The following is a 24,457-nucleotide window of genomic DNA, read 5'->3' on the forward strand; positions in this document are numbered from 1 at the left end:
TAGCGGGGACAGGATTTGAACCTGCGACCTCTGGGTTATGAGCCCAGCGAGCTACCGAGCTGCTCCACCCCGCGTCGGTGAACCAACCTTAACCCGCGCGTGACAGAAGAAGCAAACGGCTTCCCTCACGCCGTGAGCTCCTGCTGCAACGCGTCCCGCAGCCGCGCCGCCCGCTCGGAGACCTCCGCCGGGCCCAGCTCGACCGCGTGGGCGCACCACATCTGCCCCTCGGCCAGGTCGCCCCGGCGGGCCGCCAGCAGGGCGAGCCGCAGCGCGGCGCGCCCGTGCCCGGCCTCGGCGGCCCGGGCCCACCACATGGCGGCCTCCGGCTCGCTGCCCTCGCGGGCCAGCAGCAGCCCGAGGTTGAAGGCGCCGTTGCGGCTGCCCGCCTCGGCCGCCTCGCGGTACCAGTGCGCCGCCTCGACCACGTCCCCGCGCTCGGCGACGAGCATGCCGAGCCGCACCTGGGCACGGCGGTGCCCCTGCCGGGCGGCCACCTCGTACCACTCCTCGCTCTGCGCACGGGTGTCGTCGTCGCGGTCGAGCAGGGCCCCCAGCCGGAAGGCCGCCTCCGCGCTGCCGCCGCGCACGGCGATGCGCAGGTGCCGCTCGGCCTCCCCGTCCTCGGCGCCGCCGTCCCGCAGCAGGGCCATGGCGACCTGGAGGGCCGCCTCGGTGTGCCCGGCGGCGGCGGCGCGCTCGTACCACTGGCGGGCCAGCTGCTCCTCGTCGCGCCCGGCGTAGAGGATGCCCAGGTTGAACGCGGCGTCCACGCTGCCGGCCTCGGCGGCCTTGGAGAACCACGGCTCGGCGCCGGCCGGGTCGCCGCCCTGGAGCAGCAGCACGGCCAGGGCGTTGGCGGCCTCGCGGTGCCCGGCGTAGGCGGCGCGGCGGTACCACTGCTCGGCCTGCGCGGTGCGGCCCTGCTCGGCGCAGAGCAGGCCGAGGTTGTACGCGCCGTTGACGTCGCCCGCGTCCAGTGCGGCGCGGTACCAGCGCTCGGCCTGCTGGGCCTCGCCGCGGTCGGCGTGCAGGGCGCCCAGCGCGTTGGCCGCGTTGCCGTCGCCCTCCTGGGCGGCGCGGCGCCACCAGACGGCCGCGCTGTCCAGGTCCCCGGCGTCGCGCAGCAGGAAGCCCAGGGCGCAGGCGGCGCGCGGCTCCCCGTCCTTGGCGGAGGTCAGGTACCAGCGGGCGGCCTCCTGGGTCTCGCCGCGCGCCTCCAGCAGGGTGCCGAGGTGCAGGGCGGCGCGACGGTGGCCACGGGCGGCGGCCTGCCGGTACCACTGCTCGGCCTCGCCGGCCGGGCCGTCGGTGCGCGGGCCCTTGGCCGCGTGGGCGCGCAGGTCGCGCACGGAGGTGTCCCCGCCGCCCGCGCTCACCTGCCGGGGGATGGCGGGGCCGAGCCCGCCGGCGAGCGCGCCGAGCCCGCCGGGGGCCTGTGCCCCGGCGCCCGGCGCCCGGCCGTCGAGTATCCGCGCCAGGCGGTACGCGGCCTCGCGGTGCCCGCGCTCGGCGGCGGAGCGGAACCAGCGCTCGGCGCCCACGTCGCTGCGGTGCTCCAGGAGGTCGGCCAGGGCGTACGCGCCCAGGGCGTGGCCGGACTCGGCGGACTGGCGCAGCCAGTACTCGGCGGCCGGCTCGTCGCCGCGCTCGCGGTGGTAGCGGCCGAGGGCGTGCGCGGCGGCGGAGGAGCCGGCGACGGCGGCGACGCGCCACCAGCCGGCGGCCTCGTCGGCGTAGCCGCGCTGGTGCAGCAGGACGCCCAGGTTGTTGGCGGCGGAGCGGTCGCCCTCGGCGGTGGCGGCGCGCAGGTGGCGCTCGGCCCCGTCGAGGTCTCCGCGGCGCAGCAGCAGGGCGCCGAGCATGCTCAGGGACGCGGGGTCGCCGGACTCGGCGGCGCGGCGGCGGGCGGTCTCCAGCTCGAGGTCGCCCCCGTCCCCTGCGGACGACGGGGCGAAGGCCGAGGCCCGGGTGCCGCCTGCGGGGCCGTCCGCCCCCGGGCCGTACGCGGACGTGTCACGGCCGTCCTGATCGCTCCCGTCGCCGGGAGCTGCCACAAGCCGACGGGTCTCCAACAGCCTCGCCCTGTCCCCCATAAGTCCCATCGTCGCACTCCCGCAACCTGCGTACACCTGGAATACCGCAGCCAGTGAGGTCACTTCAGCGTTTTGTCGACTTCCCGACTTCCCGACACGGCGGTGCTCCAAACTCTAATCAAAACCCCCGCACACAACCCGCACAGACCGGCCCGCGCCGGGTCTGGACTGCTGTCCGGTCCGACCCCCGCACGAGCGCACGGCAGTCCAACGGTCGTACAGACGGCCCGCAGACGCGACAAGGCCCGGAGTCCGAGAACTCCGGGCCTTGTCCTGTGAGTAGCGGGGACAGGATTTGAACCTGCGACCTCTGGGTTATGAGCCCAGCGAGCTACCGAGCTGCTCCACCCCGCGTCGTTGTAGGTGAACCTTACCACGACGCGGGGCGGTCCCTTACTGGCTGCCCGGCTTGCCCCCGTTCCCGGCCACCGCGGCTTCGGCCTTGGCGGCGCGGTCGAGGGCGTCCTTCAGGGACTGCTGGGCCTTGCCGTACGCCGCCCAGTCCTTGGCGTCGAGCGCCTTCTGGCCCGCCTCGAAGGCGTCCTGAGCGTCCTTCAGGGCCTGCTGGACGTCGGCGTTCTGGGAGGCGGGCGGCTTGGTGGTGCCCTCGGCCGGCGGCTTGGTGCCGGGCTCGGGACTCTTCACCCCGAACACCACGTCGAGCGCCTGCGTGAGGTTGTCCTCGAAGGCGGTCTTGTCGCCGTAGGTGACCAGAACCTTCTTCAGCAGCGGGTAGTTGGTGCCGGCACCGCGGACGTACACCGGCTCGACGTAGAGCAGCCCGTCGTCGAGCGGGACGGTCAGCAGATTGCCGTACTCGATCTCGGAGTCGCCCCGCTTCAGGATATTGATCTTGTTCGCGATCTCCGGGTCGCCGTTGAACTTGCTCTGCACCTGCTGCGGACCGGAGACCGTGGTCTCCGACGGCAGCTTGAGGAGCCGGATCTTCCCGTAGTCCGGGCTCGTGGCGTTCGCGTCCACCGCCATGAACGCACCGAGGTTCTCCCGGCTCTTGGGCGTGAACGTCGTGGTGAGCGAGAAGGTCTGCGCCTTCTGGTCCGGCATCTTCATGCTCAGGTAATACGGCGGAACCGCGTTGCCCGACTTGTTCGTCGGGTCGTCCGGCACCTGCCAGCGCTCACTGCCGGTGTAGAACGTGCCCGGGTTGGTGACGTGGTAGCGGGTGAGCAGTTCACGCTGCACCTTGAACAGGTCCTGCGGGTAACGGAGATGGTCCAGCAGCCCGGAGGAGATCTGGCTCTTCGCCTTCACCGTGCCCGGGAACGCCTTCATCCAGGTCTTGAGCACCGGGTCCTCGGTGTCCCACTGGTACAGCTTCACCGTGCCGTCGTAGGCGTCGACCGTGGCCTTGACGGAATTGCGGATGTAGTTGACCTGGTTCTGCTGGGCGACCACCGCGCGCTGCCCGTTGGTCAGCGAGTCCGCGGTCGTGTCACCGAGGGTCGTACGGGACGCGTAGGGATAGCCGTTGGTCGTGGTGTAGGCGTCGACGATCCACTGGATGCGGCCGTCGACCACGGCCGGATAGGCGTCGCCGTCGATGGTCAGCCAGGGGGCGACGGCCTCCACGCGCTCCTTGGGCGTGCGGTTGTAGAGAATGCGCGAGCCGTCGCCGATGGCACCGGAGTAGAGGATCTGCGGCTCGCCGAACGCCACCGCATAGGCGGCGCGGTTGACCGGGTTCGAGAGGCTCACACCGCTCTTGCCCTCGTAGCTGTAGCTCTTCTCGCCCTGGTCGCCGGAGTAGTCCAGCTCCTTCTGCGGGCCGCCGACGATCGAGTACTGCGTCGTCTTCTCGCCGTAGTACACGCGCTGCTCGTACGGGCCGAGCTTGCCGTCCGTCGGCAGGTTCTTCTCGGTGAAGTCCGGGGCTCCGCCGTCGACGGTATTGGTGCCCTTGGCCGTGATGGCGCCGTATCCGTGGGTGTACTTGAAGTGGTCGTTGATCCAGTTGCGCTCGGGAATCCCGTTGATGTTCAGCTCGCGCAGACCGATGACCGTGTCCTGCTCCTTGCCGTCGACCTTGTAGCGGTCGACGTCCAGGGTGGACGGGAACTGGTAGTACCCGCGCACCTGCTGGAGCTGCTGGAAGGTGGGCGAGACGATGTTCGGGTCGAGCAGCCGGAGGCTGGCCGTGGAATCCGCGTCCGCGCGCAGCTTCTGCTTGTCCTTGCCGTTCAGATCGCTGCTGCCCGGATAGTCCTTCACCTGCGCGTCGTCGATGCCGTAGGCCTCACGCGTCGCGGTGATGTTCTTCTTGATGTACGGGGCTTCCTTGGCCTGCTCGTTCGGCTGGACCTGGAACTTCTGCACGATCGCCGGGTAGAGCCCGCCGATCAGCACCGCCGAGAGCACCATCAGGCCGAAGCCGATCACCGGCAGCTGCCAGGTGCGCCGCCAGAGCGTCGCGAAGAACAGCACCGCACAGATCAGCGCGATGATGAACAGGATCGTCTTGGCCGGCAGATAGGCGTTGGCGTCCACATACCGCAGACCCGTCCAGCCCTCGGTCGACTTCAGCCCGCTGGACTTCACCGCCAGCCCGTACCGGTCCAGCCAGTAGGCGACGGCCTTGAGCATCACGAAGAAGCCGAGCAGCACGGACAGATGGCCCGTGGCGGCGGCCGTGGCCCGCCCGCCGGGGCTGGTCAGCCGCAGCCCGCCGTAGAGGTAGTGCACCAGCGCGGCGGCGATCAGCGAGAGCACCGTCGCGGCAAAGCCGAAGCTCAGCAGGAAGCGGTACCAGGGCAGGTCGAAGGTGTAGAACGCGATGTCCTTGTGGAACTGCGGGTCCTTCTGCCCGAACGGCACCGCGTTCACCCACTGCAGCCACGTGCGCCACTGCCCGGCGGCGGACGCCCCGGCCACCAGGCCGACGAGCGCGGAGACCGCCAGCAGGGCCCACCGCTTGTACGGGGCGATGCTCATCCGGTAGCGGTCGAGGCTCTGCTGCTCCATCGACATCGCACTCAGCGGCGGCCGCAGCCGGTGCGCCAGCCAGATGTTGACCCCCACCGCGAGGGCCATCAGCACGCCGAAGACGGCGAACAGGCCGATCTTGGTGCCGAGGGTGGTGGTGAAGACCGAGGAATAGTCCACGGAGCGGTACCAGAGCCAGTCGGTCCAGAACCCTGCGAACATGACGAAGAGCATGGCCAGCACCGCCAGCACACCCAGGGTCGTCAGCAGGGTCCGCAGCCGTCGCGACGGCCGTCCGACTCTGATCCGTGGCCCCGTGGGGCCTCCGCCGCGGTCCGGCATCTGGAAAGCCAAGGTGCGCACCTCGAAGTTCGCTGTCGATGGAGCTGTCGATCAGGCCCAGGCGATAGTAGGACCCAGTGTGGCAACTTACCGAGGCTTTACTCGGTTCCCGATTTCGGCCCTTCTCGGTGCACGATATTGAGCATGTCCAGCAACACCGGCTCCTCGAGCCTCCCCGACCCCAGTGCTCCCATGGCCGCGAGCCCGCTGACCCGCGCCGTCCTCGAGATCGACGAATACGCCGCCACGCTCGGCTGGGACCAGCCCGCCCGGCTCTTCGCCCTCGTCGACAACGCGAAGCTGCGCTCCCAGGAGCCCGCCCTGGCCGCCCAGCTCGGCCTCGACGAGCCCACCGGCGACAACACCTCCTACACCCCCATCGAGCAGGACGAGGTGCCCCCGGGCACCCCGCTCGACAAGTTCCTCGGCACGATCGCCTGGCCGGACGCGGTGGCGGGCTGTGCCCTGACCGTGGAGCGGCAGATGCTCCCGCCGTCCGCCGAGGGCTCCGTGCCGCACGGGATGAGCGAGAAGCAGCTCGCCGCCTGGGTGGCCAGGCACCCCGACCGCCAGGAGGTCCGGATGACCGTGGCCGTGCTGCGCGACGGCGCCCGGGAGACGGCCCTGCGGCTGCGCGAGAAGGACTCCCCCAAGGAGGTCCTCACCGGCGCCGACCTGGTCCCGGGCCTGGCGGAGGCCCTGGCGGCGACGTTCGCGGAATAAGGCCTTACGGAGCAGTACCGCGCCCCGCCCCCCCGTAAGGGGCGCGGGGAACTGCGCGAGCAACCACGGACGGCTCGCCGGCGAACCGACTACCCGGCCGTGCAGCTCGGGAGGCCGGCCGAGTCCCCCTTACGGATCTTCTCCAAGGACTTGAGGGCGTCGCCTATGGTGTCGACCTTGACCAGCGTGAGACCCGACGGGGTGTCCTTGGCGGCAGCCGCACAGTTGTCGCTGGGCGTCAGGAAGTACCGGGCGCCCTTGGAGCGCGCGCCGACCGTCTTCATCTCGATGCCGCCGATCGGCCCGACCTTGCCGTTGTCGTCGATCGTGCCCGTCCCCGCGACGAACTTCCCGCCGGTCAGGTCGTCGGGGGTGAGCTTGTCGACTATGCCGAGCGCGAACATCAGGCCGGCGCTCGGCCCGCCGACGTCCGCCAGCTTGATGTTGATGCTGAACGGGAAGGTGTGGTCCGTCCCGGCCTGGATGCCCACGATGGCGCGCTTGGCGTCGTCGGGCGCCTTGGTGGTGACGAGGGAGACGGTGTCCTCCACCTTCGGCTGGCGCTTCTCCTTCTCCGCCGCGGCCGCCTCCTTGGCGGGGACGACCAGGAAGCTCACCTTCTGACCGGGCTGGTGCTTGGTGACCAGCGCGGCGACGTCGCCCGGCTCCTTGACCTCCTGGCCGTCGACCGCCTTGATCACGTCCCCCGCGTGCAACTGCCCTTCGGCGGGGCTGCCCTTGACCACGGACGAGACGATCACGCGGGTGCCGACCGGGATGCCCAGCTGCTTGAGCGCGGCCACCTTGGCGCTCTCCTGGGACTGGCTGAACTCCTCCGCCGTCTCCTGGTTGAGCTCGTCCGGGGATTTGTCGTCCGGGTAGAGCGTGCTGTGCGGGACGACGAGGTTGTCGTGGGTGAGCCAGCCGTAGAGGGCTTCGACCAGATTCATCCGGTACTGCGAGCCCGTCACCCGGACCGTGGTCATGTTGAGGTGGCCGGTGGTCGGGTACGTCTTGTGCCCGGAGATCTGCAGCACCGGCTCGCCGCCATGCTCGCCCAGCGTGTTCACCGTGGGCCCCGGGGACATCTCCGCGTAGGGCACGGGGATCAGGACGCCGACGCAGAGCAATGCGATCAGCGACAGGAGGGAGGCGAGCATCGTCGCAGTGCGGCGGGGCATGGAACGACAGTACGGGACGGGTCCGACAGTCCACTCCCGGGGCGGTCCGTCCGGGGGTGAGCAGCGCGTGAGCCCGCTCCCCTGCTCCTCAGGCCGACGGTCCGGAGCCGGACTCCGACCGCTCCATCGCCTCACGGAATCGCGCATAACCCGCCAGTTCCGAGACATCGCCGGTCTTGCGGTTCCGGGCCGCCCAGCTTCCCCACAGGGCGGCGACGACAGCCGCGGCAACGGGAATCAGCAACCACGCGAGCGCCGCCATTCCGGCCTCCGACTCCTTACACAATCGCATGACTCGATGACGAACACCGTCGAGCAAGGACGAGCTGAACCGATGAGCAGATTAGTCGTCTTCGGTCTCAACGCTTACGTCAGGGGGCCGGTTACGCAACCGGGAGCGGCCCGTATGTGACCCGATTCGGACACCGCGCAGGACGCGGCCGACCACCGCATCTCTACGACGCGCCGACCCACTCCTCGGTTCCGTCCGCGAACGTCTGGTGCTTCCAGATCGGCACCTCGCGCTTGAGGTCGTCGATGAGCCGCCGGCACGCCGCGAAGGCCTCCGCCCGGTGCGGGCAGGAGACCGCCACCACCACGGCCAGGTCGCCCACGGACAGGTCCCCCACGCGGTGCACGGCCGCCAGGGCCCGGACCGGGAAGTCCGCCGCGACCTTCTCCGCGACCCGGCGCAGCTCGTCCCCGGCCGAGGGGTGCGCGGAGTAGCCGAGCCCGGTGACGTCCGCGCCGCCGTCGTGGTCGCGCACGGTGCCCACGAACAGCGCGGTGCCGCCCGCGGCGTCGTCACCGACCGCTGCGAAGACCTCGTCCAGGGACAACGGGGTGTCCCGCACCGCCAGCAGGCGCACGGGACCGTCGGCGGCGAGCTCGCCGGGGTGATCGTGGGTCGGAGCCATACGCTCCATCGTGCCGCACACGGGCGGCCGGCCACCAATGACCGTTCGACCGGGCGTTCAACCGCTCATCCGTACGATCCACCGGGTCCGGCCGCCGGCCCGGCGTGCGCGGCTACATCCGGCGGCGCGCCTTGCGGGCCCGCCGGACCAGGGCCGCGGTGCCCAGCAGGGCGACCGTGGCGCCCGCGGCGCCCGCGGCCGTGGCGTCCTTGCGTCCCAGCCGGCGGCCGACGACCGTGTGCCTTCCCGCGGCCTCCTCCAACAGCTCCGCCAGGACCTCCTCGTTGGTCCAGCGCGGCCGCCAGCCCGCATCGTGCAGCCGGTGCCCGCTGACCACCCACGGGTGCATCGTGTACTCGAGGTCACCGGCCGGGGACGGGGTCAGGCCCAGGCGGTGCAGCCGGGAGGCGGCGCCCAGGGCGACGGCCGAGGGCAGCTCCATGCGCCGGATGCCGGTGAGCTCCTCGACCTCCTCCTGCTCCAGCCAGCCGTCGCAGCCGACCGCCAGCTCCCCCTCGGCCTTCTCCAGGGCCGCGAACTCCAGCGCGCTCACCAGGTCCTCCACGTGGCAGAACTGCCAGGTCGGCCGGGATCCGGCGACCACCAGGAGCCGGGGCGACTCGAAGTAGCGGGTCAGGGCGGTGTCGGTGCCGCCGCCGACCAGGACGGCCGGCCGCAGCACGGTGACGTTCAGGCCCGGGTGCGCCCGGGGGGCCCGTTTCGCGAGCCGCTCTATCTCCAGCAGGTCGCCCACCCCGGTGGCCTCGGCGGTGGCCCGCAGCTCCGCGTCCTCGGCGAGCGGAACGTCGTTGTCCGGGTGCGCCCCGTAGACCATGGCCGACGTGCACAGCACCACACGGTGCACACCTGCGGCGGCCGCCGCGGTGAGCACCGTCTGGGTACCGCGCACGTTGTAGGCGGTCCGGGCCGCGGCGTCGGTCTCCAGGTCCAGGTCGAGCGCGAGGTGGACCACGACGTCGGCGCCGCGCAGCTTCTCGGCGATGGCCGGGTCGCGGACGTCGAGCACGTGCCACTGCGCCTCGGTGACGTCACCGCGCCGCTCGTCGATGGCCACCACGTGCTTGATGTGCTCGGACGCGGCCAGCCGCCGCGTCAGCAGCGCACCGACACCGCGCGCGGCACCGGTGACCGCGACCACGGGTCGGCGGCCGTGCGGGGTCGTACTGTCGCGCGCGGAACCGTTTCGCGCTGCGCGAACTTCTCGGTCGGGGGAACTCACCGGGCGTCTCCAGCGGTTGTCTTCGGTACGTAAGCGCCATCACGAGTGTCATGACGCGTACGGACCAGGTGACGTCCATCCTGCCGCAGGCCCCGGGTCGGCGGAGCACCAAGCCCCGATACCGGCAGGGTGTCTACGCTGGGTGGTGTTGAAGGGCATTCGCCGCCGGTACGGAGCCGGTGGCCCTACGAGCCGAGGAAACCCGTGAGTGACACCCCATTCGGATTCGGTCTTCCGCCGGAGGAGCCGGAGGACGGCGACAACGGCAAGAAGAAGGGCGGTGGCCAGGGTGGCGGACAGGGACCCGCGAATCCCTTCGGCTTCGGCGGGCCCGCGGGCGGCGGGGACAACCCGTTCGCCGCGATGTTCGGTTCGATGAACCCGAACGACCTGGGCGCCGCCTTCCAGCAGCTCGGCCAGATGCTCTCCTACGAGGGCGGCCCGGTGAACTGGGACATGGCCAAGGACATCGCCCGCCGCACCGTCGCCCAGGGCACCGCCGACGGCACCAAGGACGCCAGCGTCTCGGCCGGCGAGCGGGCCGAGGTCGAGGAGGCCGTGCGGCTGGCCGACCTGTGGCTCGACGGCGTGACGTCGCTGCCCTCGGGCTCCGGCACCGCCGTGGCGTGGAGCCGCGCCGAGTGGGTCGAGGCGACCCTCCCGGTGTGGAAGGACCTGGTCGACCCGGTCGCCGAGCGGGTCGGCGCGGCCATGGGCGACGTGCTGCCCGAGGAGATGCAGGCCATGGCGGGCCCGCTGCTCGGCATGATGCGCAGCATGGGCGGGGCCATGTTCGGCACTCAGATCGGCCAGGCCGTGGGCGTCCTGGCGGGCGAGGTGGTCGGCTCCACCGACATCGGCCTGCCGCTCGGCCCGGCGGGCAAGGCCGCGCTGCTGCCGGTGAACATCGCCGCGTTCGGCTCCGGACTCGGCGTCCCGCAGGACCAGGTGCGCCTGTACCTGGCCCTGCGCGAGGCCGCCCACCAGCGGCTCTTCGCCCACGTGCCGTGGCTGCGCTCGCACCTGTTCGGCGCCGTCGAGGGCTATGCGCGGGGCATCAAGGTCGACACCGCGAAGCTGGAGGACGTGGTCGGCCAGCTCGACCCCACGCACCCCGAGCAGCTCCAGGACGCGCTGCAGCAGGGCATGTTCCAGCCGGAGGACAGCCCGGAGCAGAAGGCGGCCCTGGCCCGTCTGGAGACCGCTCTGGCGCTCGTCGAGGGCTGGGTCGACGCCGTCGTCCACGCCGCGGCCGCACCGCACCTGCCGTCCGCCGACGCGCTGCGCGAGACGCTGCGCAGGCGCCGTGCCACCGGCGGCCCCGCCGAGCAGACCTTCGCCACGCTGATCGGCCTGGAGCTGCGCCCCCGCAGGCTGCGGGACGCCTCCCGGCTGTGGGCCTCCCTGACGGACGCCCGCGGCGCGGACGGCCGCGACGCCCTCTGGGAGCACCCGGACATGCTGCCGACGGCGGCCGACCTGGACGACCCGGACGGCTTCGTCCACCGCGAGCACCTGGACTTCTCCGAGCTCGACAAGATGCTCGGCGAGGCCGCGGGCGGCGGCAAGGCCGGCGGCACGGGCGATGCCGGTGACGCCTCCGGCAAGGACAAGGAGAACGGCGAGGACGGCAAGGGCGGCAGCGACAAGTGAGCCTGCACGAGAACGCGGTCCGCGTGCTGAAGGAGTACGCGGACCAGCCGGATCTGCGCGGCCTCTACCTGGACCACCTGGCGGCCCATGCGGACGGCATGTGGAAGCCCTGCCAGGCGGGCCACGTCACGGCCAGCGCGCTGGTGATCGATCCGGAGCGCAGCCGGGTGCTGCTCACTCTGCACCGCAAGCTGCAGATGTGGCTGCAGATGGGCGGTCACTGCGAGCCCGGTGACACGACGCTGGAGGCGGCCGCCCTGCGGGAGGCCACCGAGGAGTCCGGCATCGCGGGCCTGACGCTGCTGCCGGGCGGCCCGGTGCGCCTGGACCGCCACCCCATCCCGGCGCCGTGCAACTGGCACCTGGACGTGCAGTACGCGGCCCTGGCGCCTCAGGACGCGGCGGCGACGATCAGCGACGAGTCGTTGGACCTGCGCTGGTTCGCCTACGACGAGGTGGGCGGGGTCGCGGACGCATCCGTGGTCCGGCTGCTGGAGCGGACGCTCGCGCGCCTGTAGGGAACAGCCGATGCGTAAGGGGCGTCCACCGAGGGTGGGCGCCCCTTACAGCATGGTCAGCGGCCGAACGGGCCGCGCCGGCCCGGCACTCCGGGCGGCGGGGGCGGACCGGGCGGCGGCACGATGCCCCCGTACGACCCTCCGCCGTGGGACCCACCGCCGTACGGGCCGGACGGCGCGGTGCCGGTGGTCTCGCCGGAGAAGTAGCCGGGCGGGGCGATGGGCGCGGCGAGGGTGGGCGCGTAGTGCAGCCCGGAGCCCTGGTCCGGGACCGGCTCCGGAACCGCCTGCGCCGGAGGCGCCGCCTCCGGCGCGGGCTGCGGCTCCTGCTCCTGTTCCTGCTCCTCGATGACCTCGCCACCGAAGTTCGTCAGCAGCGCTTCCAGCCCGCCGTCGAAGCCCTGGCCGACGGCGGCGAACCGCCACCCGTCCTTGCGGTAGACGTCGGCGAGCATCACGGCCCGCTCGGTGCTGAACTCTGCGCCGGTGAAGGAGTACCGGGCGATCTCCACCCCTCCCGCGGCGAGACGGATGCAGCCGGGCCCGGTCTGCGACATCAGTCCCTCGCCGTCCACGGTCGCGGTGAAGGCGAGCTTGTGGATGTGTGCCGGGATGCGGTCGAGGGAGACGTGGAACGACTCCGTGTCACCGGCCTGCGGCCCGAGTTGGCGGATGGCCCCCTCGGGCGAGGCGGGCTGGTTGTAGAAGACGAAGTACCGGTCGTCGGAGAGCCGTTCGCCGGCGTCCAGACCGAAGCAGCTGATGTCGAAGGCCACTCCGGGACCGCCCGCCTGCACCCCCACGTACAGTTCGGTCCCCGCCGTCAGGTCACTGATCCTGGCCCTGTGGCCGCGCTGGAATTCCCGGGACATGTGCGCCAGGCTACCCGCAGCCTCACTCGCTGCGGGCCGCCGGGAGATGCGGCAACCGCTCGGCGGCGACCACGCCTTCGAGGTATCCGCGGGCCCGCTCGGTGCGCGGATACGCCTCCAGGAGCCGCCAGAAGGCCGGCCCGTGCCCGGGGACGAGCAGATGCGCCAGCTCGTGCAGGAGCACGTAGTCCACCACGTACTCGGGCATCCCCTGGAGCCGGTGCGAGAGCCGGATGCTGCCCTCGGCCGGGGTGCAGGATCCCCAGCGGGTGTTCTGGTTGGTGACCCAGCGGACCGAGTCGGGGCGCGCCCGGCCGTCCAGGTACTGCTCGGACAGCCGCCCGGCGCGCTCGGCGAGCTCGGCGTCGCCGAGCATCCTCCTGCTCTCCTGCGCCGCGAGCTTGTCGAGCATGACGGTGACCCAGCGCTGCTCCTCCGCGTCCGACATCCGCGCCGGGATCAGCACCACCGTCCGGTCGCCCTCGCGGTACGCGGAGACCGTTCTGCGGCGACGAGCGCTCCGCCGGACCTCGACCGCGTGGTTCTCGGGCCCTCTGGAGTGCGGGCTCGGGGCGCTGCGCGGTGGTCTTGCGGCACTGTGCAGGGGGTCGACGGGCACGCCCCGACGTTACCCGTTGCCGGCGCACGAAGTCCTGCCCGCGGCCCGGTTGTCGGCGAAACACACCCGTAGCGCACGGCTTGTATGACAATCATCCCTGCCCTGTGGACAACTCCGCGCACCCCCTCGCCAGGACGGGCATGCTGATCCCGTCGCCGACCGGATCGGCCCGGCCCGGCGAAACCGAGGGGGAACCATGTCCGCACACCCGACGCCCACCGTCCGGGCCCGTCCCGGCTCCGCGCACCCGATGATCAAGCCTGCACTGCGGCGGGCCTGGCGCGACCGGGCCCACGTGCAGTTCGGCGTGGGCCCGGCACACGCCGTCCTCGTCGGCCCGGTCGACACCGCGACAAGCTGCTTCCTCGGCCTGCTCGACGGGACCCGCGGCCTGCCCCTGCTCCGCGAGGAGGCCCGGGGCATGGGACTGCCGGAGGGCAAGGCCGACGGCCTGGTGGAGCGGCTCGGCACAGCCGGCCTGCTCGACGATCCGCGCGGCGGCGGGGCCGGCGCGGCCGCCCTGCGCGAGCGGAGCGACGTCGACGCCCTGCAGCGGCTCCGCCCCGACCTGGCCTCGCTCTCCGTCCTCCACCACGAACCCGGCGCGGCGATGCGGCTGATGGCCGCCCGGCAGACGATGCGGGTGCAGGTGCGCGGGGCCGGCCGGGTGGGCGCAGCCGTCGCGGCCCTGCTCTCGGCCTCGGGGGTCGGGCAGGTGGACGTGATGGACGGCGGCTGCGTCGAGCCCTGGGACGTGGCGCCCGGCGGGGTGGACCCGGAGCGGACGGGCGAGCGGCGGGACTCCGCCGCCCGCCGGGCGGTCCGCCGGGCCGCGCCCCTGCCCCGCCCCCGGTCCCGCGCCGGGGGCGACGGGGACCGGGCCGCCGAGCCGCCTCTGGCACTGGTGGTGTTCGCCCCGCGCGACGGCCTCGCGGCCTACGCACCGGATCCGGCAGCGGCCGAGGAGTTCCTCTCGTCCGGTACTCCCCATATGTACGCGGGAGTTCTGGAGGCCACGGGAGTGGTGGGCCCGCTGGTGCTGCCGGGCGCGACGGCCTGCGCCGCCTGCATCGAGCTCGGCCGGGCCGAGCGGGACCCTGCATGGCCGCGGATGCTCGCCCAGTGGAGGTCGGGCCGGGGGCCGGGGGTACCGTCTTGCGACATGGCACTGGCCACGGTCGTGGCGGGGCTGACCGTGGTGCGGGCGCTGGCCTTTCTCGACGGTGGGTCCGCCGCGGGCGCGGGGGTCCGGCTGGATCTGGCACTGCCGGGTCCCGCCTGGTCACCGCGGCCTGTGGAGCCGCATCCGCGGTGTCCGTGCGGCGCAGCGGGTTCCCCCGGTCCGGGGGACGCTCCGGCCGCGGGGATGCCGCACGGGACAATGACCCGGTAACCGCCGTCCGCGGCGTGGCTGTTCAGCGAGTTGGAGGGGCGCATGTCTGATCTACCCCGCAAGGCGGTCACTCGGACCGCCAAGTTGGCCGCGCTGCCCTTGGGGTTCGCGGGGCGCACTGCGCTCGGGCTTGGCAAACGCATCGGAGGGCGGCCTGCGGAGATGATCGCCGCGGAGCTCCAGCAGCGGACGGCCGAGCAGCTCTTCGCCACCTTGGGGCAGCTCAAGGGCGGGGCCATGAAGCTCGGTCAGGCGCTGTCCGTGTTCGAGTCGGCGCTTCCGGAGCAGATAGCCGGCCCCTACCGGGCCGCGTTGACCAAGCTCCAGGAGGCCGCCCCGCCCATGCCGACGGCATCGGTGCACGCGGCCCTGGCGGAGCGGCTCGGGGAGGACTGGCGGGATCTCTTCGAGGAGTTCGAGGACCGGCCGGCGGCAGCGGCGTCGATCGGACAGGTGCACCGCGCGGTCTGGCACGACGGCCGCGAGGTCGCGGTCAAGGTGCAATATCCCGGTGCGGGTGATGCACTCCTGTCGGACTTGACGCAACTGGGCCGTTTTGCCCGGCTGCTGGGGCCGCTGATTCCCGGCATGGACATCAAGCCTCTGATCACGGAGCTGCGCGACCGGGTCGCGGAGGAGCTGGACTACGAGTTGGAGGCACGGGCGCAGAGAGCCCATGCCCGGGAGTTCTCCGGCGACGGCGATGTGGTGGTGCCCGATGTGGTCCATCACTCCGACCAAGTGCTGGTGACGGAATGGCTGGAGGGGGTGCCACTGTCGGAGGTGATAGCGAACGGCACCCAGGAGCAGCGGGACCGTGCAGGGCAGTTGCTGGCCCGGTTCCTCTTCTCCGGTGCAGCCCGCACGGGCCTGCTGCACGCCGATCCGCACCCGGGGAATTTCCGGCTGCTGACGGGGGACGCGCCGGACGGTCCGCCGGAGAAGTGGCGGCTGGGCGTGCTGGACTTCGGCACCGTCGACCGGCTTCCGCAGGGGCTCCCGGTCGAGATAGGCACGGCCCTGCGGCTGGCCCTGGACGGCGATGCGGAAGCGGTCCACGAACTGCTGCAGGACGAGGGTTTCGTCAAGCCTGAGATCGAGCTGGATCCGGCCGCGATCCTCGACTACCTGGTCCCGATCATCGAGCCCGCGCAGGTGGATGCGTTCACCTTCACCCGCGACTGGCTGCGCTCCCAGGCAACCCGCATAGCCGACCCGCGCTCCCCCGCGTACCAGCTGGCCCGGCAGCTCAACCTGCCTCCGGCCTACCTGCTGATACACCGGGTGACGATGAGCACCATCGGGGTGCTGTGCCAACTGGGCGCCACGGTACGCCTGCGCGACGAAATGGAGGCGTGGGTCCCCGGCTTCGCCATGGACACCCGCAGCGAGGAAACACCGGCCTGACGGTTTCAGGGGGGGGAGGGGTGGGGCGGGGGGGGGAGGCCCCCCGGGAGGGACGTCAACACCAACCCCCGCTCCCCTCACCACCAGGACGAGTCCAAGCGCCCTTCGATGGATCTGATGTTGGCGCGGGCACAGGCGTCGCAGAAGTAGCGGCGGGTGCCGTTCTCGACGGAGCAGGTCCAGGTCGGCGGCGTACCGTCGGCGGCGGTGCCACAGCGAGCGCACGTGAGGGGCGCGGCGGTCTCGGTGGCCTCAGGATCCAACTGCACTGGTTCATGCGTCTTCTGGTCCACCTCCCAGACGATATCCCCGCGCCCGGTCCGGAAGCGCACAACGGGGCCGGTCCCGATGGACGCTGTTGGTCTATTCGGTCTCTCGCGTGACGTCGGTCCTCATAACCCGGTTGTGGTCGTGGGGACCGACGTTTTTGCGCACGGGGGGGTGGGTGTCGATGTCGATGCAGCCGAAGGGTCCGGGGGAGATTCCGGCAGAGACGGTGCGGGTGGCTCGCGCCGCGTTCCCGAAGGGGAGCCTGGCAATCCGGGTGCGGGACGAGCTCGGGGTGCTGTTCCGTGACGAGGACTTCGCGGATCTGTTTGCTGTGCGTGGCCGGCCTGCCTGGTCTCCCGCCAGGCTGGCTCTGGTGTCGGTGCTGCAGTTCGTTGAGGGGCTGACCGACCGCCAGGCCGCGGAGGCGGTTCGGGCGCGGATCGACTACAAGTACGCGCTCGGGCTTCAACTCGACGATCCAGGCTTCGATTTCTCGGTGCTGTCGGAGTTCCGGGACCGGCTGGCCGCCTCGGACGGCGGGCGTCGGGTGCTGGATGGTGTGCTGGCCGCGGCCCGGGAGAAGGGGCTGCTCAAGAGCGCGGGCCGGGCCCGGACGGACTCCTCGCACGTGCTGTCGTCGGCACGTGACCTGCGTCGGCTGGAACTGGTGGCGGAGACGTTGCGGGCGGCGCTGAACGCTCTTGCGCAGACCGCTGGCGACTGGCTGGTGCAGGTCGCGGGGCCGGACTGGTTCCGCCACTACGCCACGCGGGCCGAGGACTCCCGGTTTCCCAAAGCCAGCGCGAAGCGAGACGAAGTGGGAGCCCGAATCGGCCGGGACGGCATGCACCTGCTCCAGGCGGTCCGCGCCGCCGATGCCCCGGCGGGACTGCACGAGCTTCAGGAAGTAGAGGCCCTGCGCCGAGTGTGGGTGCAGGAGTTCTCGGTGGTGGAGGGGGAGGTGAGGTGCAGGGACCCAAAAGACCGGCCGCCGGGCGCGATGCGCCTGGTCACCCCCTATGACCTGGACGCTCGGGTCGGTGTCAAGCGGGACACCAAGTGGGACGGGTACAAAGTCCATCTCACCGAGACCTGTGGTGAGGACGTGCCGAACCTGGTCACCAACGTGGCGACCACCGTGGCCACGGTCGCGGACAGCATGATGAACGACGAGATCCACACGTCCCTCGCGGCCAGAAATTGCCTGCCCAGCGAGCACTGGGTGGACGCCGGCTATCCCACCGCCGCCCGCGTCCTCGCCGCCCGCAACGATCACGGCGTCGAACTGCACGGGCCGCTGACCGGCAACACCTCGGCCCAGGCCAACGGCGCCTTCGGGCTGGACGCGTTCACCATCGACTGGGAACGCAGGCAGGCCACCTGCCCCAGCGGGGCCACCGCCACGCAGTGGTATCCCCGCACCGATTCAAAGGGCCTGCCGGTGATCCGTGTGCGGTTTCCCGACAGCCGCTGCGGCCCCTGCCCCGACCGGCGTTCATGCATCAAGTCGGCCTCCAGCCGCGGTCGGGAGATCATGCTGCGGCAGCACCGGGCCGAACACGACGCCATCCGCAGCATCCGCGCCGAGCAGCAGACCGACGCCTGGAAAGAGCGCTACAAGATCCGCGCCGGTGTCGAGGGCACCATCTCGCAGGCCGTCGGGCGCTGCGGCCTGCGCAGATCCCGTTACCGGGGTTTGGCGAAGACCAGTCTCCAGCACCAGTTCACCGCAGCAGCCCTCAACCTCACCCGCATCGACGCCCATCTCACCGGCACACCACGAGCCCGCACCCGCACCAGCCACTTCGCGCGACTTTGCCCCGTCGAGCTGATGCTCGACGGGGCAAAGCAGGGGCCGAATTAGCCAGCAGCGTCCCGATGGACCGGCCCCGTGAGTCGTCTCAGTGCATCACGGCCATGGCCAGAGCTCGGCGGGCGCGCAGCGAGGCGCGCTCGGCGCGGCGCTGCATCCGCCGGGCGGCGACCAGCCGGATGGCCCTGCGTTCGGACTCGGCCTCTTGCAGGCGGTCCTGCATATGGGCCCGGGCCAGGGCTTCTGGGATGAGTTGCATTTCGAGGTTCCTGTTCTGGCGCGACTTCAGCACACCGGAGGTGTCACGGACGGGGGCTTCGGAGCCGAATGGCTCGGGGGACGGGCGCTGCATCGTCGGATCCTGCTTCTTGGGGTCGTGCGTCGTGGGGCGGTCGATGGTGCCGGCGGCGTTCATGCGGCGACCGGGTTCTTGCGCGGACGGCCACGGGGCCGCTTGCGGGCGACGACCACGCCCTGGACGAAGAGCTCGCCGCCCCAGACGCCCCAGGGCTCACGGCGGTCCTGGGCGCCGGCCAGGCAGGCCTCGCGGAGCGGGCAGGTCTGGCAGAGCGACTTGGCGTACTCCACGTCGGCCGGGGACTCGGCGAAGAAGACCTCGGGGTCATAGCTGCGGCAGGGAACCGAGCCGCCGAGGTTCTCGATCGCGTCGTCGAGCTCGGTCAGGGTGGTGAGGGGGGTCAAGGTGTCCTCCGTGGGCACAGGCGGGGGGATCAAGTCGGTGGCTGACGGGGTGTGCGTGGAGATGTGCACGGTGTCGTGTGTCCTCGTCTGTTGTTCCGGCTGGTGGCCGGGCTGGTTCCCCAGGTTCGGGGGGCAAACAAAAGGGCCGCGGATCCCGGTGTGGGTTCCGCGGCCCTGGAAGGTGCCGACCTGATCTCGCCGATCAGGCTGGATCTCTCCAGGGTTCGAGCCCACGGAAGGCCCACATCGAGTCGTTCTGGTGCTGCAGGTGCAGGGATCCGGCGCCATTGGCCGCCGCCGCGAGGGCATAGGGCTTCGCCTGTGCCACCGCTGCTGCCGCTACCGCAGACGCCTGGGTCGGTCGCTCTTCGAAGAACACCGGGACGTCGGCGGACACACCGGTGCCCCGGAAGCAACCGGCGGCGGAGCCGAGCATGCTGGCGGAGCCGATCTGGCGATCGGTCATTTTGTTGCCTGCGATAAAGCTGATCATTGTCTCCGCCTCCTCTCGGCGTCTCGGGGGACCGGTGGTTACCGGTCCTGCTCTTCGGTTTCGGTCCTGCAAGTACAGCACGGACACAGCAGCTCTCGGAAGAACCGCTGTTTCCCTGCTCGGAAGGCTATGGGTATGCCCTCCGCGCGCGCAAACTATTTTTCCGGGGAGTTCTGCGACGTCGGTTCCGCCCCCGCGCACAGGGCCAGTACCTCGGCGCCGAACCTGTCCAGCTTGCGCCCTCCGACACCTGAGATGCCCGCGAGCTCCGCTTCGGTTCCCGGAACGGCCTCGGCGATCGCGAGCAGGGTCTTGTCGGTGAAGACGCAGAAGGCGGGCTGGCCCAGCTGCCGGGCCTGCTCGGCCCGCCAGTCGCGCAGCCGCTCGTAGAGCGCCTCGTCCAGCTCCGAGGGGCAGTCCTCGCAGCGCATCAGCTTGATCTCGCCCGCATCCGTCAGCGTGCGGCCGCAGACCCTGCAGCGCGCGGGCCCACGGCGTCTGCGCCGGTCGCCGCGCTCGATGCCACCCTGGACGGCCGCGGCCGCCGAGCCCGGGCGGGGCGCGGCGGAGCCCGGCCGCAGCCCGTTGAGGAAGCGGCTGGGGCGGCGCGAGGGGCGGCCGCCGGGGGTCCGGGAGAGCGCCCACGACAGGGTGAGGTGCAGCCGGGCCCGGGTGACGCCGACGTAGAGCAGGCGGCGCTCCTCCTCGATCTGCTCGTCGGTCTTGGCGTAGGTGATGGGCAGCATGCCCTCGGTGAGGCCGGCCAGGAAGACGGCGTCCCATTCGAGGCCCTTGGCGGCGTGGAGTGAGGCGAGCGTCACACCCTCGACGGTGGGTGCGTGCTGGGCACTCGCCCGCTCGTCCAGTTCGGCGACGAGATCGGCGAGGGTGGCCTGCGGCCGGGCCCGGGCGAAGTCCTCGGCGAGCCGTACCAGGGCGGCCAGGGACTCCCAGCGGTCGCGCACGGCGCCGGATCCGGCGGGCGGTTCGGGCGACCAGCCGCGGGTGCCCAGCACGGCGCGCACCTGGGAGGGGAGGTCGTCGGCGTCGGCGAGCTGGGGGTCGGCGTGGCTGCCGGCACGGGCGGCGCCGCGCAGCAGCAGCCCGGCCTCGCGGACCTCGGGGCGCTCGAAGAACCGCTCGGCGCCGCGCAGCTGGTAGGGCACCCCGGCGTCGGCGAGGGCCTGCTCGTAGACCTCGGACTGGGCGTTGATCCGGTAGAGGACGGCGATCTCGCTCGCGGACACGCCGGAGTCGAGGAGCTCGCGGATGCGCCGGGCGGTGCCCTCGGCCTCGGCGGGCTCGTCGGCGAACTCGGCGTAGCGCGGCTCGGGACCGGGCGGGCGCTGGGAGATCAGCTCCAGCCGGTGCTCGGCGGCCCTGCCGCGGGCCTGGGAGAGCAGGCCGTTGGCCAGGTGGACCACCTGAGGGGTGGAGCGGTAGTCCCGGACGAGTCTGATGACGGTCGCCTGCGGGTGGCGGGTGCGGAAGTCGAGCAGGTGGTCGGGGGTGGCGCCGGTGAAGGAGTAGATGGTCTGGCTGGCGTCGCCGACGACGCAGAGGTTGTCGCGGTCGCCCAGCCACAGCTCCAGGAGCCGCTGCTGGAGGGGGCTGACGTCCTGGTACTCGTCGACGACGAAGTGCTGGTACTGGCGGCGGACAGTTTCGGCGATGTCGTGGCGGTCCTGGAGGACGCCGACGGTGAGGAGCAGGACGTCCTCGAAGTCGATCACTCCGCGGTCGCGCTTGAGCTGTTCGTACATCCCGTAGACGCGGGCGGTCTCGGCCGGGTCGCGCGGGACCTCGCGGCCGGCCTTGGCGGCGGCGGCCGGGTAGTCCTCGGGGACGGTCTGGGTGACCTTCGCCCATTCGATCTCCGCCGTCACGTCGCGCAGCTCGTTGCGGTCGAGGCGGATGCGGCAGCGGGCGGCTGCTTCGGCGACGACCTGGATCTTGCGCTCGACGAGGCGCGGCAGTTCGCCGCCGACGGCCTTCGGCCAGAAGTACTGCAGCTGGCGCAGGGCCGCCGAGTGGAAGGTGCGGGCCTGGACGCCGCCCGCGCCGAGCTGGCGCAGCCGGCCGCGCATCTCCCCCGCGGCGCGGTTGGTGAAGGTGACGGCGAGCACACTGGCGGGCTGGAGGACTCCGGAGCGGACGCCGTAGGCGATGCGGTGGGTGATCGCCCGGGTCTTGCCCGTGCCGGCTCCGGCCAGGACGCACACCGGCCCGTTCAGGGCCATGGCCACCTCGCGCTGCTCCGGGTCGAGCCCGTCGAGCACTGCGTCGGCGGAGGCCGGCACCTGGGGGAAGAGGGAGGAGTGCGTTGCTGCTGTCACCCCGCCATGCTGCCAGGTCCCCGGAGGCGACCGGGAACGTTGTCCACAGCCGGGGCCGTGCGGTCGTATTAATGCGGGAGTTCACGGGAGTGGCCCCGGCGGGAATGTCACGCGGCGGACGCACGTTCTACCCGCGGAGCATCACCCACCCCTAAGGAGCCCCGATGTCCGCCGTGACGATGTACAGCACCACCTGGTGCGGTTACTGCCGCCGTCTGAAGAGCCAGATGGACCGCGAGGGAATCGCGTACACCGAGGTGAACATCGAGCTCGACCCCGAGGCGGCCGCCTTCGTGGAGAAGGCCAACGGGGGCAACCAGACCGTCCCGACCGTGCTCTTCCCGAACGGCACGACGCTCACCAACCCCTCTCTGGCCCAGGTCAAGCAGACCCTGGGCGCCTGATCCGGGCAATCGGGCCGGAGAAGGTCGAAGCGGTCGGCCGGGTGCCGGGCCGTCCCGCCGTGGGCGGGGGCCCGGCACGGGCACGGTGGTCAGGGCTTCGCCCCGGTATTCAGCTCGCCGGCAGCGGCTCGCCGAACCAGAGTTCGATGAGCCGGGCCGCGATGGAGATGCCGGTGGGCGGCAGGACCTCGCCCGAGGCGAACGCGGCCCGCAGTTCGTCCCGCGAGAACCAGCGCGCCTCGTGGATCTCCTCGCCGTCCACCTGGATGTCCGACGACGTGGCGCGGGCCATGAAGCCCAGCATCAGGCTGGACGGGAACGGCCAGGGCTGGCTGGCGACGTACTCCACGTCGCCGACCACGACGCCGGCCTCCTCGGCGACCTCGCGGCGCACGGCCTGCTCGATGGACTCGCCCGGCTCGACGAAGCCCGCGAGCGTCGAGAAGCGGCCCTCCGGCCAGTGCATCTGCCGGCCCAGCAGGGCCCGGTCCTTCTCGTCCGTCACCAGCATGATCACGGCCGGGTCGGTCCGCGGGTAGTGCTCGGCGCCGCAGGCCGGGCAGCGGCGGATGTGGCCGGCGGCCGCGATCACCGTGCGCTCGCCGCAGCGGGAGCAGAAGCGGTGCAGCCGCTGCCAGTTCTCCAGGGCCACCGCGTGCACCATCAGGCCCGCGTCGCGCGGCGAGAGCAGCAGTCCCGCCTCGCGCAGCCCGGCGGGCCGAGCCGACTGGTCCATCCGGCCCGGCAGCGCGTCCTTCTGCAGGGCGAAGTAGGCGACGCCGTCGGCGTCCTCTCCCAGGAAGTAGCGGTGCGTCTCGGTGACGGGCGCCTCGAAGGCGGGCGTCATCACCAGCTCGGTGCGGCCGTCGGGGGTGTCGTCGATCAGTGCCTGCCCGCCGGAGACCACGAAGACCCGCGTCGACGGGTGGCTCCACGCCGCGGACAGCCACGCCTCGTCCAGGCGGTGGTGCGCGGCGCGGTCGATGCCGCTCGTGTCGCTGAGCGTGATGGGCCGGGTTGCTGCGAGGTCGGTCCAGGTGGTCACGGCTGCTTCCAACTCCCCCTGCGAATGGTGATGATGGTGCGTCATGGGCGCGGTTCCGGATCCGCCGGTCAGGCCCGGCCGGTGCGCCCGGTCGCGGCGAGCTCGCCCCACAGGTGGGCGGCGGTCTCGACGCCCTTCATGAGGAGATCCAGCTCGACCTTCTCGTTCGGCGCGTGCCAGCCGTCCGACGGCACGGAGATGCCGAGGAACAGCACGGGCGCGCCGAGCACGTCCTGCAGATCGGCGGCGGGGCCCGAGCCGCCCTCCCGCGTGTAACGGATCTTCTGCCCGAAGGCCTTGCCCATGGCCCGGACGACGGCCTGCAGCGCCGGGTGGTCCAGGGGCGTCAGGCAGGGGCGGGTCGCGCCCCAGAAGGTCACCTCGTGCCGGACGCCCTCGGGCAGCCGGTCCGCCACCCAGGCGCCCAGGGACCGCTCGATGAGCTCCACGTCCTGCCCGGCGACGAGCCGGAAGGAGAGCTTCAGCTGGGCGGAGGAGGGGACGATCGTCTTGCCGCCGGGGCCCTGGTAGCCGCCGCCGATGCCGTTGACCTCGGCGGTGGGCCGGGCCCAGATGCGCTCGAGGGTGCTGTAGCCCGCCTCGCCGAGGGTGCCGTGCGAGTGGGCCGTGCGCAGCCACTGCTGCTCGTCGAAGGGCAGTTCCGCGAAGAGTTCGCGCTCGGCGTCGGTGAGTTCGGCGATGCCGTCGTAGAAGCCGGGGATCGTCACGCGGTGCTGCTCGTCGTGCAGCGCGGCGGCCAGGCGGGCGGCCTCCATGGCCGGGTTGGGGACGGCGCCGCCGAACGAGCCGGAGTGGATGTCCTGGTCGGGGCCGTACAGGTCGATCTGGCAGTCGGTGAGCCCGCGCATGCCCGTGCACACGGTCGGGGTGTCCTCGGACCACATGCCGGTGTCGGAGACGATCACGGCGTCGCAGGCGAGGCGGTCGGCGTGGGCGCGCACGAGGCCGGGGAAGTGCGGCGAACCGGACTCCTCCTCGCCTTCGATCAGCAGCTTGAGGTTGACCGCCGGGGCGGTGCGGCCGGTGGCCGCGAGGTGGGCCCGGACGCCCAGGGTGTGGAAGAAGACCTGGCCCTTGTCGTCGGCCGCGCCGCGCGCGTACAGCCGGCCGTCCTTCACGACCGGCTCGAACGGCTCGGTGTGCCAGCCGTCCTCGCGGGCGGCGGGCTGGACGTCGTGGTGGCCGTAGACCAGGACGGTCGGTGCGTCCGCCTCCCCGGAGGGCCACTCGGCGAAGACCGCCGGGGCGCCGTCCGTCTCCCAGACCTCGGCGGTCGGGAAGCCGGTCTCCTTGAGCTTCGCCTGCAGCCATTCGGCGCTGCGGCGCACGTCGGACGCGCGGCCGGGGTCCGCCGACACGGAGGGGATGCGCAGCCACTCGACGAGGTCGCCGAGGAACGCGGCGCGGTGGCCTTCGATCCAGGTGCGGACGGCGCTGTCCGGGGTGTTGCTCATGGCCTCGAGCCTAGCCGG

The 24,457-nt window shown here is 72.0% G+C and carries 22 protein-coding genes and 2 tRNA genes; 7 read left to right on the forward strand and 17 right to left on the reverse strand.

Features of this window, described 5'->3' with window-relative positions; translation table 11 throughout:
• From ACMATS_RS13365 to ACMATS_RS13380, 4 genes are all read right to left on the reverse strand, one after another.
• A tRNA-Met gene (locus ACMATS_RS13365) sits at positions 1-74 on the reverse strand.
• A 51-nt stretch (positions 75-125) separates the two neighbouring features.
• The gene (locus ACMATS_RS13370) at positions 126-2,105 is read right to left on the reverse strand and encodes a tetratricopeptide repeat protein (RefSeq protein ID WP_390776427.1); all 1,980 of its coding nucleotides are present in this window, start codon (positions 2,103-2,105) and stop codon (positions 126-128) included.
• A gap of 271 nt (positions 2,106-2,376) precedes the next feature.
• Positions 2,377-2,450 (reverse strand) — tRNA-Met (locus tag ACMATS_RS13375).
• Positions 2,451-2,489: 39 nt separating this feature from the next.
• Positions 2,490-5,378 (reverse strand): UPF0182 family protein, encoded by a 2,889-nt coding sequence (locus ACMATS_RS13380; protein WP_414170718.1) that lies wholly within the window; start codon positions 5,376-5,378, stop codon positions 2,490-2,492.
• Between the two features lie 144 nt (positions 5,379-5,522).
• Here ACMATS_RS13380 and ACMATS_RS13385 point away from each other — a divergent pair, with 144 nt between their 5' ends.
• Positions 5,523-6,101, forward strand: coding sequence for a PPA1309 family protein (locus tag ACMATS_RS13385; RefSeq protein WP_390776426.1), 579 nt, complete (start codon positions 5,523-5,525; stop codon positions 6,099-6,101).
• An 89-nt stretch (positions 6,102-6,190) separates the two neighbouring features.
• Here ACMATS_RS13385 and ACMATS_RS13390 read toward each other — a convergent pair whose 3' ends face one another.
• The 4 genes from ACMATS_RS13390 to ACMATS_RS13405 form a co-directional block, all read right to left on the reverse strand.
• Positions 6,191-7,282, reverse strand: coding sequence for a PDZ domain-containing protein (locus tag ACMATS_RS13390; RefSeq protein ID WP_390776425.1), 1,092 nt, complete (start codon positions 7,280-7,282; stop codon positions 6,191-6,193).
• Between the two features lie 88 nt (positions 7,283-7,370).
• A complete protein-coding gene (locus tag ACMATS_RS13395) occupies positions 7,371-7,544 on the reverse strand; it encodes a hypothetical protein (RefSeq protein WP_171085486.1) in 174 nt (57 codons plus the stop codon).
• Between the two features lie 193 nt (positions 7,545-7,737).
• Positions 7,738-8,199 (reverse strand): molybdenum cofactor biosynthesis protein MoaE, encoded by a 462-nt coding sequence (locus tag ACMATS_RS13400; protein WP_390776424.1) that lies wholly within the window; start codon positions 8,197-8,199, stop codon positions 7,738-7,740.
• Between the two features lie 112 nt (positions 8,200-8,311).
• Complete coding sequence (locus ACMATS_RS13405) at positions 8,312-9,439, reverse strand: SDR family oxidoreductase (protein ID WP_390776423.1); 1,128 nt, start codon at positions 9,437-9,439, stop codon at positions 8,312-8,314.
• A gap of 204 nt (positions 9,440-9,643) precedes the next feature.
• On the opposite strand from ACMATS_RS13405, the gene ACMATS_RS13410 reads away from it, so the two are divergent.
• Both ACMATS_RS13410 and ACMATS_RS13415 read left to right on the forward strand, forming a co-directional pair.
• Positions 9,644-11,092 (forward strand): zinc-dependent metalloprotease, encoded by a 1,449-nt coding sequence (locus ACMATS_RS13410; protein ID WP_391152568.1) that lies wholly within the window; start codon positions 9,644-9,646, stop codon positions 11,090-11,092.
• On the forward strand, positions 11,089-11,610 hold the full coding sequence (locus tag ACMATS_RS13415; RefSeq protein ID WP_390776421.1) for an NUDIX hydrolase: 522 nt from the start codon (positions 11,089-11,091) through the stop codon (positions 11,608-11,610). The genes ACMATS_RS13410 and ACMATS_RS13415 overlap by 4 nt, the downstream gene beginning before the upstream one ends.
• 56 nt (positions 11,611-11,666) lie before the next feature.
• Here the strand turns inward: ACMATS_RS13415 and ACMATS_RS13420 are convergent, their stop codons facing one another.
• Positions 11,667-12,482 (reverse strand): TerD family protein, encoded by an 816-nt coding sequence (locus ACMATS_RS13420; protein WP_390776420.1) that lies wholly within the window; start codon positions 12,480-12,482, stop codon positions 11,667-11,669.
• Between the two features lie 22 nt (positions 12,483-12,504).
• Positions 12,505-13,101, reverse strand: coding sequence for a M48 family metallopeptidase (locus ACMATS_RS13425; protein WP_390776419.1), 597 nt, complete (start codon positions 13,099-13,101; stop codon positions 12,505-12,507).
• 196 nt (positions 13,102-13,297) lie between these two features.
• On the opposite strand from ACMATS_RS13425, the gene ACMATS_RS13430 reads away from it, so the two are divergent.
• Positions 13,298-14,494, forward strand: a complete 1,197-nt coding sequence (locus tag ACMATS_RS13430; RefSeq protein WP_391152565.1) for a ThiF family adenylyltransferase — start codon at positions 13,298-13,300, stop codon at positions 14,492-14,494.
• A gap of 42 nt (positions 14,495-14,536) precedes the next feature.
• Positions 14,537-15,901, forward strand: coding sequence for an ABC1 kinase family protein (locus tag ACMATS_RS13435; protein ID WP_390776417.1), 1,365 nt, complete (start codon positions 14,537-14,539; stop codon positions 15,899-15,901).
• 77 nt (positions 15,902-15,978) lie between these two features.
• On the opposite strand, the gene ACMATS_RS13440 is transcribed toward ACMATS_RS13435, so the two are convergent.
• The gene (locus tag ACMATS_RS13440; protein ID WP_414168011.1) at positions 15,979-16,194 is read right to left on the reverse strand and encodes a hypothetical protein; all 216 of its coding nucleotides are present in this window, start codon (positions 16,192-16,194) and stop codon (positions 15,979-15,981) included.
• Between the two features lie 158 nt (positions 16,195-16,352).
• On the opposite strand from ACMATS_RS13440, the gene ACMATS_RS13445 reads away from it, so the two are divergent.
• Entirely contained in the window at positions 16,353-18,035 is a 1,683-nt protein-coding gene (locus ACMATS_RS13445) for an IS1182 family transposase (RefSeq protein ID WP_414168012.1), read from the forward strand.
• 37 nt (positions 18,036-18,072) lie between these two features.
• Here ACMATS_RS13445 and ACMATS_RS13450 read toward each other — a convergent pair whose 3' ends face one another.
• The 4 genes from ACMATS_RS13450 to ACMATS_RS13465 form a co-directional block, all read right to left on the reverse strand.
• Complete coding sequence (locus tag ACMATS_RS13450) at positions 18,073-18,399, reverse strand: hypothetical protein (protein ID WP_390776415.1); 327 nt, start codon at positions 18,397-18,399, stop codon at positions 18,073-18,075.
• Entirely contained in the window at positions 18,396-18,755 is a 360-nt protein-coding gene (locus ACMATS_RS13455) for a WhiB family transcriptional regulator (protein WP_336414149.1), read from the reverse strand. Before ACMATS_RS13455 ends, ACMATS_RS13450 begins: the two co-directional genes overlap by 4 nt.
• 133 nt (positions 18,756-18,888) lie before the next feature.
• The gene (locus ACMATS_RS13460) at positions 18,889-19,179 is read right to left on the reverse strand and encodes a hypothetical protein (protein WP_390776414.1); all 291 of its coding nucleotides are present in this window, start codon (positions 19,177-19,179) and stop codon (positions 18,889-18,891) included.
• A gap of 155 nt (positions 19,180-19,334) precedes the next feature.
• On the reverse strand, positions 19,335-21,515 hold the full coding sequence (locus ACMATS_RS13465; RefSeq protein WP_390776413.1) for an ATP-dependent DNA helicase UvrD2: 2,181 nt from the start codon (positions 21,513-21,515) through the stop codon (positions 19,335-19,337).
• 164 nt (positions 21,516-21,679) lie between these two features.
• On the opposite strand from ACMATS_RS13465, the gene ACMATS_RS13470 reads away from it, so the two are divergent.
• Complete coding sequence (locus ACMATS_RS13470) at positions 21,680-21,919, forward strand: mycoredoxin (protein WP_390776412.1); 240 nt, start codon at positions 21,680-21,682, stop codon at positions 21,917-21,919.
• Between the two features lie 109 nt (positions 21,920-22,028).
• On the opposite strand, the gene nudC is transcribed toward ACMATS_RS13470, so the two are convergent.
• Both nudC and ACMATS_RS13480 read right to left on the reverse strand, forming a co-directional pair.
• Positions 22,029-22,964, reverse strand: a complete 936-nt coding sequence (nudC, locus tag ACMATS_RS13475; protein ID WP_390776411.1) for an NAD(+) diphosphatase — start codon at positions 22,962-22,964, stop codon at positions 22,029-22,031.
• Positions 22,965-23,032: 68 nt separating this feature from the next.
• Positions 23,033-24,439 (reverse strand): dipeptidase, encoded by a 1,407-nt coding sequence (locus tag ACMATS_RS13480; RefSeq protein WP_414168013.1) that lies wholly within the window; start codon positions 24,437-24,439, stop codon positions 23,033-23,035.
• Positions 24,440-24,457 lie beyond the last annotated feature (18 nt).

Source organism: Streptoverticillium reticulum (assembly GCF_047456005.1).
Lineage (GTDB): Bacteria > Actinomycetota > Actinomycetes > Streptomycetales > Streptomycetaceae > Streptomyces > Streptomyces reticulum.